The following is a 17,767-nucleotide window of genomic DNA, read 5'->3' as shown; positions in this document are numbered from 1 at the left end:
AAAAGTTCCAAATGGAGTTATAGGAGTCGAAATTTATCGTTTTAAAATCCAAACGAAATATTTTTTCATAAATCAGCCAACCCAAAATCAATCCCTGAAATTTGTCGCATAAAAAAGCTGCCCTTTTCGGACAGCCTCTTTTACACTACCTATAATCTTTGAAATATTTTTTATTTTTTTACAGTTGAAGGTGTAGCAGCCGAAGTAGTTTTGTTCGCTTCTTCAGCTTTTACTTCTTTTTTTGCTTCTTTTTTATGCTCTTTTTTTGTTGCTTTTACTTCTTTAGAAGGGGCTGTTTGAGTTGGTGTAGTTTGTGCACTCATCATAACTGTTGTTCCAAGTGCTAATGCCAATACCATCAATAAATTTTTCATAATTTTAAATAAGTTTAATTAATAATTCGTTTTATTAATGAGTCAAAATTATTGATGTAAAATGAAGTTTAAATGAAGTTTTTGCCAATCAAAAAAATTTAACTTTTAATTAAGCTTATGGTCAATTGGGAACAATAAAACAAAAGTAGTTCCAACATTTATTTCAGAAGTTACCTCAATATTAATATGATGAAATTGTGCAACACTCTCAACAATTGCAAGCCCTAACCCCTGCCCTTCCTGTTCTAAATTAATTCTGGCAAATCGTTTAAAAATATTTTTCTGTTGCAATTCATTCATACCAATACCAGAGTCTGAAATAGAGATAAAATAATTCTCATTCCGAAAACCATCTTTGATTTCAATTTTACCGGCTCTTTTATTGTATTTTATGGCATTGACAATTAAATTATAAAACAGAATATGCATCAGAGTTTTGTTTCCAATAAAATTAAAATCATGCACAATACTTTTTTTAAATGACAATTCCCTATCATCAATTCTGTCTTGTAAATCAACAATCAAATCACTAATAATCTCATCAAAATTGATAATTTCATTGGCTTCATATTGATTGTTTTCGATTTTTGAAATCAATAATAAATTGGCAATTATCTTTTTCAATAAATCCAATGTACTTAGGGAACCTACAATTTTATCCACAACCGAATCCTCCAACGAAGTATTTTGAAGTAAATTTTCAAATTTGTTTTTCAACAATGCGATTGGAGTCAATAATTCGTGAGAAACATTGGCAATAAATTGTTTTTCTTTTTTAAACAATTCACTAATTCGATCCATCATTTGATTCAACACCATATCCAATTCCTGAAAATCTCTGGAATGTGTTTTTATTGGAGTATGGTCAAAGGCTTCTGGTTCGTTGACATGACGAATTTTGGTGTCTATAATTTTATAAAATGGCTTTAATAAATATTCGATATAAAAAGTATCTGCCAGAAAAGTAATAACCACAATAATTATCAAAACGATGATGATGAATAAGCGAATCACAAAAGTAAGGTCATTAATTTCGCTCAGACTATTACCGATTTCCAGAAGATAATTTGTGTTTTCATATTTAAAATAATACTGTAGAATCCTGTAATCATTTTGCTCTCCTTCTATTATTCGTGGCTCGACAATAAAAAAAGTATTATGTAATTTATGCTCCATTGAAACCCTGGACAGCACTAAAAATTCACTGTGCAAAGTAGAAAAACTGGCATATGTCTCTGAAGTATCTTTTCCAATAACAAAATCATTTATTTCTTCTTTGTCTAAATGCTGAATGAACTTTTGCTTTTTCTCTAACAAACTTTTATTGATATGGTTGTAAACCACTTTTTCGACCAAAACAGGAAGCATCAGCCACAAAACCAAAATCACCAACAAACGCGTTAATGCATTAAATATAGCCAGCTGATGTTTGATTTTCATTTTTTATCTAATTTAAATTACGCATTTATTCGATAGCCAACATTTCGGACGGTTTCAAACCAATCTATTTCCGAATGCTTATCCAATTTTTTTCTAAGATTTCGAACATGCACATCTATAAAATTAGAATCCGAATTCACTTCCAGAACATCACCCCAAATATGCTCTGTAAGTTGCAAACGAGTTATTACCCGATTTTTATTCAAAACCAAATACTGAAAAATATCAAATTCTTTCTTAGTCAAATTAATCGGTACTTCATTATAACTCACTTTATAATCCTGCAATTGCAAATTAAAACCATGAATATCGAGTTGGTTAACAGTAAATCCATGCATTCTTCTAATAATGGCAAACAAACGCGCACCTAATTCGGTTAGAGCAAAAGGTTTGGTCAAATAATCATCCGCTCCCAATTGAAGCCCGTTGATTCTATCTTCCAATTCTCCTTGAGCCGTAATAATTACAACAGCAACTTTTGAACCTGTTTTTCGAATCTCTTTTAATATATCAAAACCACTCCCATCAGGCAATCCCAAATCCAGAAGCATAATATCATAATCATTACTATTTATTTCCTCTAGTGCCTCATCACAATTTTTCGAAATTTTACAGATATAGCCATTACCCAAAAGATATTCTTTCAATTCAACTGCTAATTCGGGATTATCTTCAACGATAAGAATTTTCATTTTTCAGTTATTTTTCAACTAATTTAAAATAAAAAAGCCAGCAAATTTCTCCACTGGCTATCAAAAACAATTAACCCATTTCATTATTTAACCTTTTTTAAAATCAAAACATATCGCTATTTTGCTTTAGAAGCTGAAGACTCAGGTTTGGCTGATTTTTTTTCTGCTTTAGCTTTTTTGTGTTTTGGGTGTTTAGTCATTTTTACTTCTTTAACTGTAGTTGTTTTACTTGGCAAAGTGGCTGCGTTTACCATCATACTAGTTCCAAATAATACCGCGATCAACATCAATAATTTTTTCATGATTTCTAAAATTTTTGAATTAATAATTATTTTATAGATCAAATGTATAACCGCAAAATGAAGACAAAATGAAGATAATCATCATTGAAAAAGTTTAACTTACCATTAACTAATACACTATTTAGGAGCAGAAAAATTAGGCATTTTAGCAGAGATGGTTTCCTGCTCTACGTTGCAATCTTGTTGCCCGAACCCCGGGCAACAAGGATTTCCACTGCGATCAGGGCTAGAGAGACAGATCGTGATCTTTTGTTATCATCTACAATCCAATGATTCTTTATCCAAAAAAAATATTCCACAACACATCTTATTTATATTAAACTAACAAATACGTTTTTTCAAACGCAATTGTTTATTTTTACACCTCAAAAAATTATTTTCATGTCACAAAAACGCCTTTACCTTCTCGATGCTTACGCCTTAATCTTTCGAGGTTATTTTGCTTTTATAAAAAACCCAAGAATCAATTCCAAAGGAATGGATACGTCAGCCATTATGGGATTTATGAATGCTTTGATGGATGTTATAAAACGAGAAAAACCAGATCATTTAGCCGTAGCTTTTGATAAAGGCGGAAGCACTTATAGATACGAAATGTATCCAGAATACAAAGCGCATCGTGACGAAACTCCCGAAGCCATTAAAATCGCCATTCCTTATATCTGCGAATTATTAAAAGCAATGCACATTCCGATTATTCAAGTTGAAGGTTATGAAGCCGATGATTTGATAGGAACCATTGCCAAACAAGCAGAAAAACAAAATTACCAAGTCTTTATGGTAACCCCGGATAAAGATTTTGCCCAATTGGTTTCTGAAAATATTTTCATGTACAAGCCAGCAAGAATGGGTAACGGCATTGAGATCTGGGGAATTCCAGAAGTTCTGGAAAAATTTGAAATCCAAAGACCCGAACAAGTAATCGACTTCCTTGGAATGATGGGCGATACTGCCGATAATATTCCAGGATTACCAGGAGTTGGAGAAAAAACAGCCAAAAAATTCCTAGCCGAATACGGTTCTATGGAAAACCTTTTGGCCAATACACATCAATTAAAAGGTGCGATTAAAGACAAAATCGAAGCCAATGCCGAATTGGGATTATTGTCTAAAAAATTAGCAACCATCCTTTTGGATTGCCCTGTTGAGTTCAATGAAGTTGATTACGAATTATCAACCCCAGATATTGAAAGAACTGATGAATTATTTCAGGAATTGGAATTTCGTCAGATGAAAGCCCAATTTGATAAATTATACAATCTAACTGCTGTTGAAGAAACTATAACTACAGAAACTTCAACAACAAAAAAAGCTCCAGCTAAAAAATCTAACGAAGACCAATTCGATTTATTTGGTTTTTCTGACGAAGATCATAACGAAGTAAAGCATAATTCGTTTTACGCTACTTTAGAAAATACCGAACATTTTTACCAAATCATTCAAGGAGATTTTGCTATAAAATTGTTAATGCAAAATCTGATGCAGCAAACTTCCGTTTCATTTGATACTGAAACAACAGGAATTGATGCTCTGAATGCCGAATTGGTTGGACTTTCATTTGCTTTCGAAAAAGGGAAAGGATTTTATGTCCCATGTCCCGAAAACCAAGAAGAAACACAACTTTTGGTAGATAAATTCAAACCTTTTTTCGAGAATGAAGCTATTGAAAAAATTGGTCAAAACGTTAAATACGATTTAAAGATTTTGTCAAGATACGGGGTGCAAATCAAAGGAAAATTATTTGATACGATGATTGCGCATTACTTAATCAATCCTGATATGCGCCATAATATGGATGTTTTATCGGAAACGTATTTGAAATATTCCCCAAAATCTATTGAAGATTTAATTGGTAAAAAAGGAAAAAATCAACTTTCGATGCGACAAGTTCCTTTAGAAAACATCAAAGAATACGCCGCTGAAGATGCTGATGTCACGTACCAATTGAAACAAAATTTCTCACCAATTTTAGACAAAGCCGAAACCAAAAAATTATTTGACGAAATCGAAATTCCGTTAATTCCAGTACTGGCCGCAATGGAATTGGAAGGAATCAATCTTGATGTTCCGTTTTTACAATCCATGTCGATTGAAATGGCTGCCGAAAGCCAGGCATTAGAACAAAAAATCTATGAAACCGCGGGAGAAAAATTCAACCTGGCTTCACCAAAGCAATTAGGCGACATTTTATTTGACAAATTGCAAATTGGCGGAGCCAAACAAAAGAAAACCAAAACAGGTCAATATGCAACTGGCGAAGAAGTTTTATCTTATTTGGCTCACGAGCACCAAATTGTCCGTGACATTCTCGAATGGCGCCAAATGGTAAAATTGCAAAGTACTTATATTGATGCATTACCAAATCAGGTTGATAAAAAAACAGGACGTGTTCATACCGATTATATGCAAACTGTTGCTGCAACCGGACGTTTGAGCTCTAATAATCCGAACTTACAAAACATTCCTATTCGTACCGAAAGAGGAAGATTGATCCGAAAAGCATTTATTGCCCGCGATGAAAATCACACCATTGTTTCTGCCGATTACTCACAAATAGAATTGCGCATTATCGCTGCTTTATCTGGAGAAGAAAATATGATTAAGGCATTTCAAAACAACGAAGATATTCATAGAAGTACCGCCGCCAAAGTATTTAATATTGCTTTGGAAGAAGTAACCAAAGAACAACGTAGCAACGCCAAAACTGTAAACTTCGGAATTATATATGGTGTCTCTGCATTTGGATTGAGCAATCAAACTTCACTTTCACGAAAAGAAAGTGCAGAACTAATAGACGCTTATTACGCAACTTATCCAAAATTAAAATCATATATGGCAAATCAAGTGGATTTTGCCAGACAAAATGGATATGTACAAACGATTCTAGGAAGAAGACGTTATTTGAAAGACATCAATTCGGCCAATATGATGGTGAAAAGCGGTGCCGAACGTAATGCGGTAAACGCTCCAATTCAAGGTTCAGCGGCCGATATTATCAAAATTGCAATGATTAATATCCATAACAAATTAGTTTCCGAAAATTGGAAATCAAAAATGCTTTTACAAGTACATGATGAGCTTGTGTTCGATGTTCACAACGACGAACTCGAAAGAATCCAACCAATGATTAAACATGAAATGGAAAATGCAGTTAAATTGGAAGTCCCTTTAGATGTTGAAATAGGTTTGGGAAGAAATTGGCTGGAAGCGCATTAATTTAGTTCGTAGTATTTCTTTTTAGTATTTAGTGCCGTTGATTGATTTATAAAAGCAACATATAAAAACCGTCCCGTTTTTCTAACGAGACGGTTTTTAAATTTCAACCAACAACAACCAACCTATCTTTTATCCACTTCAGCATAAATTTTTGGAACATCCGCATACTCCAGAATTTGTTTCCAGTATTCCTCCAGACTTTTTGGTCTTGGTCGCCAGTCAGGATCTACATCAGTTTTCGAGCAAGATCTTCATTGTAATCGAGAGCCAAAATCAACGAATCCAATGTCTTTTGGTTTTTTTATTTATTCTTTAATGATTATTTATAAATCTATGTATCTATGTGGTTCATTTAAATAAATCATAACAAAAACCGGTAAGTCATTTTAAATATAAATGTATTCTGAGGCTGTTTGCCCAAAATCTGAGTATTCATATTCACAAACAAATCATCAATTGGGTTCCCTGCTCCATTGGTTCCCTGTGACCAAACCAGATAAATTTCAGAACCTGGTATGTACTCCCAGCGCAAGACCAAATTGGAACGAAACTGAACGAATGAAAAATCCGGATTCATAAAAGAATAATCAGCGACTCCGTTTTGATTTTCATCCACACTATACCGATTTGTAGTACTATCAAACAATATTTGATTCGCAGCATACGTAACCGTCCTATCCAAATAATAAGATGCTCTTGGATTGGTCACATAATTAAAGTTTGTATATTTTCCGGTAGAAGCAAAAGGCTGTCCATAATACTGAATCGTAAAATTCGGATTGATATTGTAATTTAACCGCAATGAAGCACTCATCGTCTGCTGATCCATATGCGCCGTGATGTAACGCGTATCAGCTTCAAAAGGAGATTGGGTCACATATTGGGTTTTACTTTGATTGACATTGAAATTCGGATTAAAAGTGATTGACAAAGCATTAGTTGGTTGGTAGGTCACACTTGGATCTACCTCTTTGTATGAAAACGAATTATTTTTTCCCTGAGCAAAAAACACTCCGGCCTGGAAACGCAATTTTTTTCGGTTATCGGTACCAAAAGTATTATAACTCACAAACTCTTCTGAAAACCTAAATTTGGGTCCACCTTGTAAATACGCATTGTTATAAATTCTCGGTTTGTAGGAGAACCCGATGTTGACCCACCAATTGTTAGTGAACTCCCCTTTTCCCAAAAGATCATAATAGGTTCGGTTATGAAAACCTCCAAAATCATAAGTAACAAAAGGCTCAAACCGAATCATACCGCTCCTGAAAATACCAAAAGGCTTTAAGGATTGATAACTGGCATAAAAAGTTTGCTTGATTTCATCCGCCTGACGGAGGAAACCAATATCATTCAGTTCCAACTCGGGTGAACGCCAAGTCAGACTGGTATTGTATCTCCAGTGCCCATCCGAAGCCTTTCCTGCTTCGATCTTCCCTCCAGTTCCAGTCAAAGATGTGCGTTCTGTATCCACCGACACATAATCGGCATCTACTCTTTGGAACAAATGGGTCATTTCTCTTTGGGTATTCGTAATGGATTCTTTGGATCCTGTCACATGACTTCCCACCACGTTTCCGGCGACATAATATTTCCGGTCTTTCCAATTGTGTTTAAAATCAATACCTCCCGAATAGGCCGCTTCGCGCATTAAAGTGAATTGTGGTTCATCAGTATTTCTATTGGTTGCCGTTGCAATGGCACCCAAAAAACTATTCCTATCGTTAAAATCTTTTTGGACACGTCCCACTAAAAAATTAGTAAGCGGTTCCACCAGTATTTCTTTTCGCTCTATACCATTGTCAATCTTTGCAAATTCATCAGCGGTTACACTTTCCATTATACCCAAAGACCAGCCGTTCTTCGTTTTACCGCTAAATTTGGCCGCACCCAAAATGGTAGAGTTTTGCGGACGTTTAACAAAGTCCTCTTTCTGAGTAGTAATAATCCCTTGCGGACTTCTTCCGATGCGTCGGGAATAGAAAAGATTGTCTTCGTTATTTCCAAAATTGTAATCGAAAATGTTTTTGTTTTCGATAAAAAAGGGCCGTTTCTCCTGAAGAAATACTTGAAAACCATCCAAAGCAATTACAGCCGGATCGGCTTCGACCTGACCAAAATCAGGGTTGATGGTCAAATCCAATGTCAAGTCATTGGTGATACCGATCTTGGCGTCAAGTCCGGCGTTCATAGTAAACTCCTGTCCTTCCCGAAACGGGTTGCCCGCTTCCTGTTCGTAGGTATCATATTGTGTTAGGAAATAGGGCTGAATTTCAAGTTGTTTTTGAGGTTTCAAATTTACCAAACCCGCTAACTCTCCGAACTCACTTACCCAGCCGGGAGCGTCAGTTGGAATACGCTGCCATACGGAACGCTCCTGTTTTCTGAAATACCAACGCGTCGCCTGAAAACCCCAAACCTGATTTCCACTGGCGCTGAATTTCAACTGGCTCAGTGGTATTTTCAATTCAGCCGTCCAGCCTTCGGCATCTACATTGGTTTTTACATACCAAATCGGGTTCCAACTCGCATCCCAATTATCACCATTATCGGCAATGAACTCATCACTTTTCACCCCCGAAGCCGATATTGTAAATGAAAATCCGGTTCGTTTATCGTGATAACTGTCAATGTTCACTTCGACAAAATCGCCAGCAAAACCGTCACGTCTCGACAATCGTTTTACGATTTTGTCCGTTTCTATGTCGTAACATTTGAAAGCCACATACAGGAACTTCGAATCGTACACAATCTTGAATTTGGTTTGCTCCGTTGGAGGTGTATTTTCGTCGGGGAGATTCTCAATAAAATCCGTTTGCCAATCTACAATATCCCAGCTGGCATCGGTTAAAAGCCCGTCAATTATAGGTGCTTTATTATTTTCTAATGGTTTTGTGGTATAAACACGCTTTTCATTTTTGGGCATATCTTGCCCGGAACAGAAATAAAAAGCGAATAAGAATACCAGCAAAAACCTTATTTGCTGAATAATCATACTATTTTATTTTTGTCAAATTATTTTATAATCTGATGTGTTAGATTGTTATTTGGAACGCAATCCGATGGCATAACAATTCCCATCGGCACTTCCAAAATAAACAGTATTATGAGCAACAAACGGAGAAGAAACAATGGAACCTAATGTATAGAACTTATCCATCACTGCTTTGTTAATGTCATAATTGGAAACATCTCCATCTTTCACAACATAGGCAAAGTCAAGAAGGTTATTATTTAGTAATTCAGGTGCCAGCTTTTTTCGGCCTTCGGTGCTGAAACTATTCCATTCCTTACCCAAAGATTTTGTGTTTACGGAGAAAAAATTACCAGTAAAATCCCCAAAGTAGGCTGTATCACCCGCTATAGCAGGAGAACCATACAAATATCCATTACCTTTAAACTTAAACAATTCTTTACCGGTTTTGGCATCTATACCCAATAACGCATAAGTATCTGAAGTTCCCACATACACAACATCATTTGAAAAAACTGCGGAACCTAATATCCAGGAATATGCAGCATCGTACTTCCAAACCAGTTTTCCTGTTTCGGCATTCAGAGCAAACAAAAAGGGATCACGCGCTCCAAAATATACCATATCATTGGCCACAACTACACTGGACAAAATTCCCTTGAAACCGACTTTAGTAGTAGTTTCAAATTTCCAGCGCTCTTTTCCTGTTGTGATATCAATGGCGTATAAATTAGCATCCCAACTGCCGATGTAAAGCGTGTTTTTATACAGAACCGGACTGCTGTGAATCGATTCTTTTGCTGTAAACTTCCACTTCAATTCGCCTGTGTTGGCGTTTAATGCATACACATTCCCGTCACTGCTACCAAAGAAAACAGTCGGATTTTGTTTATCAGGATTGATGACTGGTGATGACAAAAAGAAATCCCACAAATCCTCCATGTATTTATCCGCAGGTTTCAGTCCCATGAAACCTACTTCACCGGCCCACTTTTCACCTCCGGTTTTGAATTTCCATTTCATATTACCGGTTTTGGCATCAATAGCATAATAGTAGCCATCAAAACTGCCTACATATACAGTGCTTTTGAAAATAGTGGGAGAGCTGTGTACTGCGCCTCCGGTTTTAAATTTCCATTTTATTTGCCCTGTCTTTTCATTAATAGCGTAAAGATTTCCATCCTCGCTGCCGATATACACCGTTCCTTCATTTACTATTGGAGAGGAAAATATTTTCCCTTCTGTTTTAAAAGCCCATTTCAAATTACCCAAAGGCTTATACTTTTCACCTTCAAATACGCGATTTTGAAATACATTCACAGTTGATTTTTCCTGCTGTCCCAAAACAACGGTAGTGTTTATTCCAAAAAAAAATAGTGTTAAGGTTAATAAATAGGATGGTCTCATTATAGTTGGTTTTTTACAGTTAGCAATCAATTGAAATTAAATATCTTAAATTCAAAGATATGTTTTTTAGTACAAAAAAAGATGATCACTTTTCTATTTACTCAATTCCAGAACCCACATTTTAGTTCCAGGAATAGTAGTTTTCTCCGATGTTTTCAAAACATCACCCGTCAGTACATTTTTTGCGGAAGCGAAACCAGACGTTCTTTCATCATATTTTTGAAAATCAATTTCTTTTGGTGAATTGCTAGTATTCATCGCACACATGATCGTTTGATTTTCATCGTATCTAAAATAGATATACAGTCCGTCCACAGGAACATAATGCATCATTTTTCCGGTTTTGATAGCCGAGGACGTTTTTCTGTAATTAGCTAATTTACGAACCAAGTCCTGTGTTGATTTTTCATCATCGGTCATTCCTTTTCCTGTAAATGCATTTTTGCTATCTTCTTTCCATCCGCCTGGAAAATCAGCTCTAACCAAACCATCGGGATTTTTAAATCCTTTTGCCAATACTTCAGAACCATAATACAATTGAGGAACTCCCCTGCAGGTTAGCAACCATTGAAAACCCATTTTTTGTTTCTCAACATTCTCGCCAACTAAGGAGAAAAAACGAGGTTCGTCATGATTGTCCAACAACAATACTTTTTGCATTGGGTTTTTACTAAGGTAATCACTGCTTAAGGTGTAGTACAATCGATTCACACCAGTCGTCCAACCGAAAGGTTCGGTCAAGGCAGGAATAATTCCGTAATACAAAGCTTGAAAATCCACCACCGAAGGCAAGTTGCTTTTGAAACTCACATCCATATTATTTTGCTCAAAATAGGCCTGATTGGCGACGCCATGCACCATGACTTCTCCAAAAATGGTCATTTTAGGAAATTCATCCATAATCGCTTTATTGCAACGATTCGCAAAATCCAAATCATTATACGTATAAGTATCCAGACGAATACCATCGATACCAAACTTTTCGATATGCCAAATACAGTTTTGAATAAGGAAATTAGCCATAAACGGGTTGCCATGATTAATATCCGGCATTATCTTATCAAACCAGCCATCGCTCATTCTTTTCTTATCCGATTTAGTACCATAAGGGTCAAACAAAGTAATCTCTCTGAAATTGGTTTGCGTATACGTTGGCCAACGGTGTACCCAGTCATTGGCAGGAGGATCCAATTCTAAAAAGTGGAAAGAACCGATATGATTGTAAACAGCATCAAAAATGAGCTTCATGCCTCTTTGGTGTAATTGATCGCTCAATTTCTCGTACAAAGCATCACCACCGTATCTCTTGTCAATTTTGTAATGATTGGTAATGGCATAACCGTGTTCGGTTCTTTTTTCCATATCATTTTCCATGATGGGAGTAAACCACAAAGTTGTAACACCAAGCCCCTGAATATAATCAAGATTATTCATTACTCCCTGTAAATCCCCGCCATGACGGTTGTACATTTCGCTACGGTTAAGGGATTGGTCTCTCATTCCTTTTACACGGTCGTTCGTTGGGTCACCATTGCTGAAACGGTCTACCATAATTAAATCAATAAAATCGCTGGAAGTCACTCCTTGTGCATACTGTGTTCCATTACCCGGTCTGCGGTTGTACAGAGGCCATTTTATTCTTTGCTTTCCTCCTTTTTGATTCAATTCGATAACTACATCGCCAGCAAGAGCTTCTGGCGCTATGACGATGTCTACAGCAATATATTTTTGGTTTGGAAAAGAATAGGTTTTTGCGACAGTAATACCGGGATAATTGATAGTTACTTTGTCCGAAGTAAATGAATCATCTGTAGTTCGTATAAGCAATTGAATAGAGTTGGTCTTCATCCCTGTCCACCAGTTGGTTGGATAGACTTCGGTATTTTTGGCATTTACAACCAAAGAAAAACCAAAGACCAGCATTAAAATTAAAGTAGTTTTTTTCATAAGTTAGTTTATTGTTTTTTAATAGTAAGCGAAAGATATTTCAGTTTTCGACTATCTGAAAGTCACTTATTTAAACAACATGATTTGTATTGCAAACAACAATTAAAAACGTTTTGTGTCATTTAAATAAGAAAAACGTTTTCTACAACAGATCCATTTTGATTCTAAAACAAAACACTTAGTTTTACATTTCAGAAAACTATTCAGGCCATGAATGATCTAGTATTATATTCAGGAAGTAGATCCCAAAAAATAAAAATGTATACCTGCTATTGGTTGGGCTATATCATACTTTTTAGTCTGATACAAGGTTTGCCAACAGCCGATTTTTGGAGAGCATTGTCTAATGAATGCTATAGTGTACTTCCTAAAATATTATTTGTCCTGCTGATTGTAGAAGTGGCAATGCCTAAATTGTTTTTCAGAAAAAAAAAGATGCTGTTCATTTTTTGTTATGTGCTTTCAATTCTGATTTTTGCCTTTATTCAGCGATTGATTGATAACTATATTATTATTGCCTATTATCTGACCGAATGGAAAAGCGAACCGTTGTTTTCGGCACCCGTATATTTGTACAATGTGATTAAACTGCAATTTGCGATCACAATTCCTCTGTCCATAAAACTTGTTTATTATCTTGCCGAAGAAAAGACCAAGGTTCAAACCATTCTTTCAGAAAAATTACAAGCTGAATTATTTTCGTTGCGAAACCAATTCCATCCTCACTTTTTGTTCAACGTTCTCAATAGTTTGTATTCAAAAATTCTTAGTAAATCGGATCACTCAGCAGATATTGTACTTAAAATTTCCGATTTTCTTCGCTATTCCGTTTATGAGGTAAATACCAAAAACATCCCTTTGGAAAAAGAAATTGAGTATTTAAAAAACTATATTTCGTTACAGCAATTAAGATTTGACAACCGACTAGAATTGAGTTTCAGCACCAATGGAATTATAGAAAGTCAAGTCATCGAACCGTTCTTGATCCTTCCTTTTATTGAAAACAGTTTTAAATACTGTTTGGATAATGCCAGTTCCCCGGCTTGGATTACCATTTCGATTACCGCCTCAGAAGAATGGTTGGTCGTTAAAATTGAGAATAGTTTACCTTCTGATTTTTCGAATACTGCAAATACTGAGAATTCATATAGCGGTGTTGGGATTACGAATGTAAAAAGACGTCTAGAACTCCTTTATCCTGACCAGCATATTTTGACCATCAAAAATGAAGTTGATTCCTTTTTTGTTTCCTTAAAAATAAAAATAAATGACACCCACTAGAATCAATTGCATCATTATAGAAGACGAACTACCAGCATCGATATTGCTTGAGATGCATATTGCCAAGTTTGATTTTTTGGAACTAAAAGGGAAATTCACGAGTACCAACAATGCGTTGAATCTTTTGAAAACTCAAAAAATAGATTTACTGTTTTTGGATATCAATTTACCCGGTAAATCTGGAATTGAATTTGCAAAATCACTACCAAAAGATATAGGGATTATTTTCACTACTGCTAATCCGCAACATGCAGTGGATGGATTTGAATTGGAAGCGGTTGATTATATTTTAAAACCAATTTCATTCGAACGTTTTTTGAAAGCCATAAACAAATACTGCAAAGTTCAAACAACGAATCAGCAGTTTGAACAGTTGACACAGGCCGAAATGGAACAACCTTTTATATTTGTCAAATGTGAGCGAAAAACACTCAAATTATATCTGAACGAGATCGATTATTTTGAATCGCAGGGGAATTACCTCCTTATTTATACTGAAAACGATTGTTTTAAAACCCATCAATCCATTACGGAAATGATTGAAAAACTCCCTGAAGGTCTTTTTTACCGAATTCATAGGTCTTTTTTAATTCCGCTGAAAAAAGTCACGCAATTCAACAGCCGTTCTGTGACAATCAAAAATAAAGTTTTACCTATTGGCAGACTATACAGCACATCGACAATAAATTGCTTACAATCGTTTGTGAAGAAATAAAGCAATTGCCCGATTTAGCAAAATTTACTTATAAAAAACAAAAAATATAAAACCAATTCATTAACTTTAATTTTCTGATTTCTAAATAATTGTATTAACCAAAAAAAAATATTATTATGAGAAGAACAATTAAAACGGTTATTTTATTTTTTGCATTTCTTATCGGGGCAGGTACTTATACAGTTAATGCTCAAAACCCGCCAGCTCACGCAAAAGCACACGGTGTAAAAAAGAAATACAGATACTATCCACAGGCCAATGTATACTTTGATCCGGTAGCAAAAAGATACACCTATCAAAATGCTGGCAGATGGACTACAACTGTCAATTTACCTAGCAGTATCCGATTAGTTGGAAGTTATAATGATTTTGATTTTGATGGAGACGATCCATGGAAAGAAAATTCAAAACACAAAGAGAAATACAAACCTGTAAAAAACAGTGATGTCAAAAAAATAGAAAGCACATACGATTCCAACAAAGGGAACGGGGGTAAAAAGAATAAAAAATAGTTTTTAGAAAACACATAAAAAAAGGCAATTGAATTCGTTTCAATTGCCTTTTTGTTATTAAACGAAGAAAAATATATTCTTTATTTTTTCAACTTAATAGCATAACAATTCCCATCAGCACTTCCGAAATAAACAGTATTGTTAGCAATAAACGGAGAAGAAACAATAGAACCCAATTTATAAAATTGATTCATAACAGTTTGATTCGTTTCATAGAAAGAAAGATCAGCTCCTTTGCCAGCATATGAAAAGTCTAGAACATTATCTTTGAGAATTTCCGCAGCCATTTTTTTTCTGCTTTCAGTACTAAAAACGCTTGGCTCTTTACCTAAAGATTTAGTATTTATTGCAAAAAAATTACCAGTAAAATCGCCAAAATAAGCTGTATCACCCATTATTGCAGGTGACGAATATACATAACCGTTGGCTTGAAACACGAATAATTGTTTACCTGTTTTAGCATCTATTCCAACCAACCAAAAAGTATCTGAAGTGCCAAAATAGATTACCCCATTGGAAACAACAGGCGAACTGATAATCCAGGAATAAGCAGCATCGTATTTCCAAACTAACTTGCCAGTTTCAGCATTGACAGCGAATAAAAAGGGATCACGTGCTCCAAAATAAACCATATCATTAGCGACAGCTACACTAGATTCAATTCCTTTGAAACCAACTTTATTCCCAGTTTCAAATTTCCACCGTTGTTTGCCTGTTTTAATATCTATTGCATACAGATTAGCATCCCAACTTCCAACATACAAAGTCTTTTTATATAGAGCAGGGCTGCAGTGAATTGATCCATTAGCTGCAAATTTCCATTTTAATTTTCCAGTATTTGCATTTAGCGCATAAACATTACCATCGCTACTTCCAAAAAATACACTTGGATCTTTAGCGTCAGGATTTACGACTGGAGACGACAAAAAGAAATCCCATAAATCGTCCATATATCTATCATAAGGTTTCAATCCTAAGAAACTTACTTCACCAGACCAATGTTCACCGCCAGTTTTAAATTTCCATTTCAAGCTACCTTTTTTGGAATCAACTGCATAATAGTAACCATCAAAACTACCGAAGTAAACCGTATTTTTATAAACTGTTGGAGAACTGTGCACCGCACCTCCTGTCTGAAATTTCCAAAGTTTTTTACCCATTTTTTCCTGTATGGCATAAAGAAATCCGTCTTCACTACCTATATATACAATTCCTTGATAAACTATCGGTGAAGAAAAAATTTTTCCTTTAGTCTTAAAAACCCATTTTACGCTACCCAAAGGATTATATTTTTCACCTTTAAAAACACGATTTTGAAACGCACTAATTGTGGTTGCTTGTTGCTGTCCAAAAACAACAACATGATTGGCTACTAGAAAAAATATTAATAAACTAACAACCCACAATCGTTTCATACTGTCTTTATTTTTAAATCATTTTTCAAAAATTCCAAAAAAAAAGACAATTGAAATTTCAATTGCCTTTTAATATTATTTAGTAGATTCTCTCTCTTTTAATTGTGTTTTTATGACAACAGTTTCATAAGGTTTGTGTTCCTCTTTAGATTCTAACCTATCTATTAATAATTTAACAGCTTCCTCCCCGATTTCAATTCCATGCTGACTAACGGTGGTCATGCTTGGTGATAATCTTCTTGATGCAAGAATTCCATCGGCAAATCCAATAATTTTTAAATCTTTTGGGATTTTATATCCTTTTCTAACTGCTACTCTTAAAGCGATAACTGAATCATTTTCTTCTAAAGCGAAAACACCGTCTACCAAATTATTAGTATATAAATCATTTACTTTTTCTGCAAAATCATGTTCCGACTCGGCGCGGATAATAATATTTTCATTAATTTCAATATTGTTGTCTTTTAAAGCTTTTAAATAACCCGCAGCTCTTAATTTTCCAACGCCTAAATTATCAACCGACGAAATCAACGCAATGTTTTTACAACCTAAATTTATCAAATGCTGGGTTGCATTGTGCCCCGAATCAAAATCATCAACTATAACTTTATCACATTCAACTTCATCCGCGGTCCTATCAAACATAACAATAGGAGTCCCATCATTAATTATAGAAATAAAATGATTGTATTCATTCAATTTTTGTGCTTCTTCAGAAATAGATAAAACAAAACCATCAATTGTTCCATTACTTAACATTTCCATAGTGTGTGCTTCTTTTTCTAAAGACTCATTAGAAATACACATTATAACATTGTATCCTCTTTCATCTGCCACTTTTTCGATACCACTAAAAACTTTGGCAAAAAACGAGTTCAATATATTAGGAATGATAACACCTATTGTTTTAGTTTTACGATTTTTTAAATTTAAACCAATGACATTTGGTTTGTAATTTTTTAATTTGGCATATTCTTTAATTCTAACTTTAGTTTGTTCACTAATTTCCGGGCTATCATTAAGAGCCTTAGAAACAGTTGAAACCGAAACATTAAGTTCTTTTGCAATTTGTTTTAAAGTTGCTTTTGCTTTCATTTGAAGTGTGGTATTTGAACCGTATTAATAGTTTTAAAATAAAATTTGTCGTATTTCATAACACGTAACATAATTTTTGATTAAAAGCGAAAAAAAGAGGGATTTTATTCGATAAAAGCGAAAATTACAAAAAAAAAGCAACATCAAAAAAAATTTAATCGAAATTATTATAAAAGAACAAAACCAAAAACTAAACCAAAATCTACTTCAAATAAATATATATTTGATTATCAGCGCAAACTCAATAAAAAAATAATCAATTAAGCTATTTGGATTTAAAATAATAAATTGTACTTTTGCAACCCCTTTATTGGGGATGGAATGTTTAATTAAAATATATTATTGTGAACGCATTAAGCTACAAGACAATTTCAGCAACAAAAGCCAATTCTACAAA

Annotated in this window: 13 protein-coding genes; 4 read left to right on the top strand and 9 right to left on the bottom strand. The window is 34.6% G+C overall.

Going from position 1 to position 17,767, the window contains the following annotated elements; all coding sequences use genetic code 11:
* Window positions 1-170: 170 nt before the first annotated feature.
* The 4 genes from VLC96_RS09695 to VLC96_RS09680 all read right to left on the bottom strand — a co-directional run bounded on the left by VLC96_RS09695 (window position 171) and on the right by VLC96_RS09680 (window position 2,808).
* Window positions 171-374 (bottom strand): hypothetical protein, encoded by a 204-nt coding sequence (locus tag VLC96_RS09695; protein WP_325262484.1) that lies wholly within the window; start codon window positions 372-374, stop codon window positions 171-173.
* 105 nt (window positions 375-479) lie between these two features.
* Window positions 480-1,814: a sensor histidine kinase gene (locus VLC96_RS09690; RefSeq protein ID WP_325262483.1), complete on the bottom strand. Its 1,335-nt coding sequence runs from the start codon at window positions 1,812-1,814 to the stop codon at window positions 480-482.
* Between the two features lie 17 nt (window positions 1,815-1,831).
* Window positions 1,832-2,506: a response regulator transcription factor gene (locus tag VLC96_RS09685; protein WP_325262481.1), complete on the bottom strand. Its 675-nt coding sequence runs from the start codon at window positions 2,504-2,506 to the stop codon at window positions 1,832-1,834.
* A gap of 116 nt (window positions 2,507-2,622) precedes the next feature.
* The gene (locus tag VLC96_RS09680) at window positions 2,623-2,808 is read right to left on the bottom strand and encodes a hypothetical protein (RefSeq protein ID WP_325262480.1); all 186 of its coding nucleotides are present in this window, start codon (window positions 2,806-2,808) and stop codon (window positions 2,623-2,625) included.
* A 381-nt stretch (window positions 2,809-3,189) separates the two neighbouring features.
* Between VLC96_RS09680 and polA the strand changes: the two genes are divergently transcribed.
* Window positions 3,190-6,024 carry a DNA polymerase I gene (polA, locus tag VLC96_RS09675; RefSeq protein ID WP_325262479.1) on the top strand — a complete coding sequence of 945 codons (2,835 nt, stop codon included), beginning with the start codon at window positions 3,190-3,192 and terminating at the stop codon, window positions 6,022-6,024.
* A gap of 361 nt (window positions 6,025-6,385) precedes the next feature.
* On the opposite strand, the gene VLC96_RS09670 is transcribed toward polA, so the two are convergent.
* The 3 genes from VLC96_RS09670 to VLC96_RS09660 all read right to left on the bottom strand — a co-directional run bounded on the left by VLC96_RS09670 (window position 6,386) and on the right by VLC96_RS09660 (window position 12,352).
* Window positions 6,386-9,019 carry a DUF5916 domain-containing protein gene (locus tag VLC96_RS09670; protein ID WP_325262477.1) on the bottom strand — a complete coding sequence of 878 codons (2,634 nt, stop codon included), beginning with the start codon at window positions 9,017-9,019 and terminating at the stop codon, window positions 6,386-6,388.
* A 48-nt stretch (window positions 9,020-9,067) separates the two neighbouring features.
* Window positions 9,068-10,405, bottom strand: a complete 1,338-nt coding sequence (locus VLC96_RS09665) for a PQQ-binding-like beta-propeller repeat protein (RefSeq protein WP_325262476.1) — start codon at window positions 10,403-10,405, stop codon at window positions 9,068-9,070.
* A gap of 93 nt (window positions 10,406-10,498) precedes the next feature.
* On the bottom strand, window positions 10,499-12,352 hold the full coding sequence (locus VLC96_RS09660) for an alpha-amylase family glycosyl hydrolase (protein WP_325262475.1): 1,854 nt from the start codon (window positions 12,350-12,352) through the stop codon (window positions 10,499-10,501).
* A 210-nt stretch (window positions 12,353-12,562) separates the two neighbouring features.
* On the opposite strand from VLC96_RS09660, the gene VLC96_RS09655 reads away from it, so the two are divergent.
* The 3 genes from VLC96_RS09655 (at window position 12,563) to VLC96_RS09645 (ending at window position 14,860) form a co-directional block, all read left to right on the top strand.
* Window positions 12,563-13,633, top strand: coding sequence for a sensor histidine kinase (locus VLC96_RS09655; RefSeq protein ID WP_325262473.1), 1,071 nt, complete (start codon window positions 12,563-12,565; stop codon window positions 13,631-13,633).
* A complete protein-coding gene (locus VLC96_RS09650; protein ID WP_325262472.1) occupies window positions 13,620-14,348 on the top strand; it encodes a LytR/AlgR family response regulator transcription factor in 729 nt (242 codons plus the stop codon). Before VLC96_RS09655 ends, VLC96_RS09650 begins: the two co-directional genes overlap by 14 nt.
* A gap of 116 nt (window positions 14,349-14,464) precedes the next feature.
* A complete protein-coding gene (locus tag VLC96_RS09645; RefSeq protein WP_325262471.1) occupies window positions 14,465-14,860 on the top strand; it encodes a hypothetical protein in 396 nt (131 codons plus the stop codon).
* A gap of 80 nt (window positions 14,861-14,940) precedes the next feature.
* On the opposite strand, the gene VLC96_RS09640 is transcribed toward VLC96_RS09645, so the two are convergent.
* Together VLC96_RS09640 and VLC96_RS09635 are read right to left on the bottom strand one after the other, a co-directional pair.
* Window positions 14,941-16,275 (bottom strand): PQQ-binding-like beta-propeller repeat protein, encoded by a 1,335-nt coding sequence (locus VLC96_RS09640; protein WP_325262470.1) that lies wholly within the window; start codon window positions 16,273-16,275, stop codon window positions 14,941-14,943.
* Between the two features lie 75 nt (window positions 16,276-16,350).
* Entirely contained in the window at window positions 16,351-17,370 is a 1,020-nt protein-coding gene (locus tag VLC96_RS09635; RefSeq protein ID WP_325262468.1) for a LacI family DNA-binding transcriptional regulator, read from the bottom strand.
* Between the last annotated feature and the right edge of the window lie 397 nt (window positions 17,371-17,767).

Source organism: Flavobacterium sp. (genome assembly GCF_035456085.1).
Lineage (GTDB): Bacteria > Bacteroidota > Bacteroidia > Flavobacteriales > Flavobacteriaceae > Flavobacterium.
The sequence above is the reverse complement of the archived record's forward strand: the minus strand, read 5'-3'. Positions and strand labels throughout refer to the sequence as shown.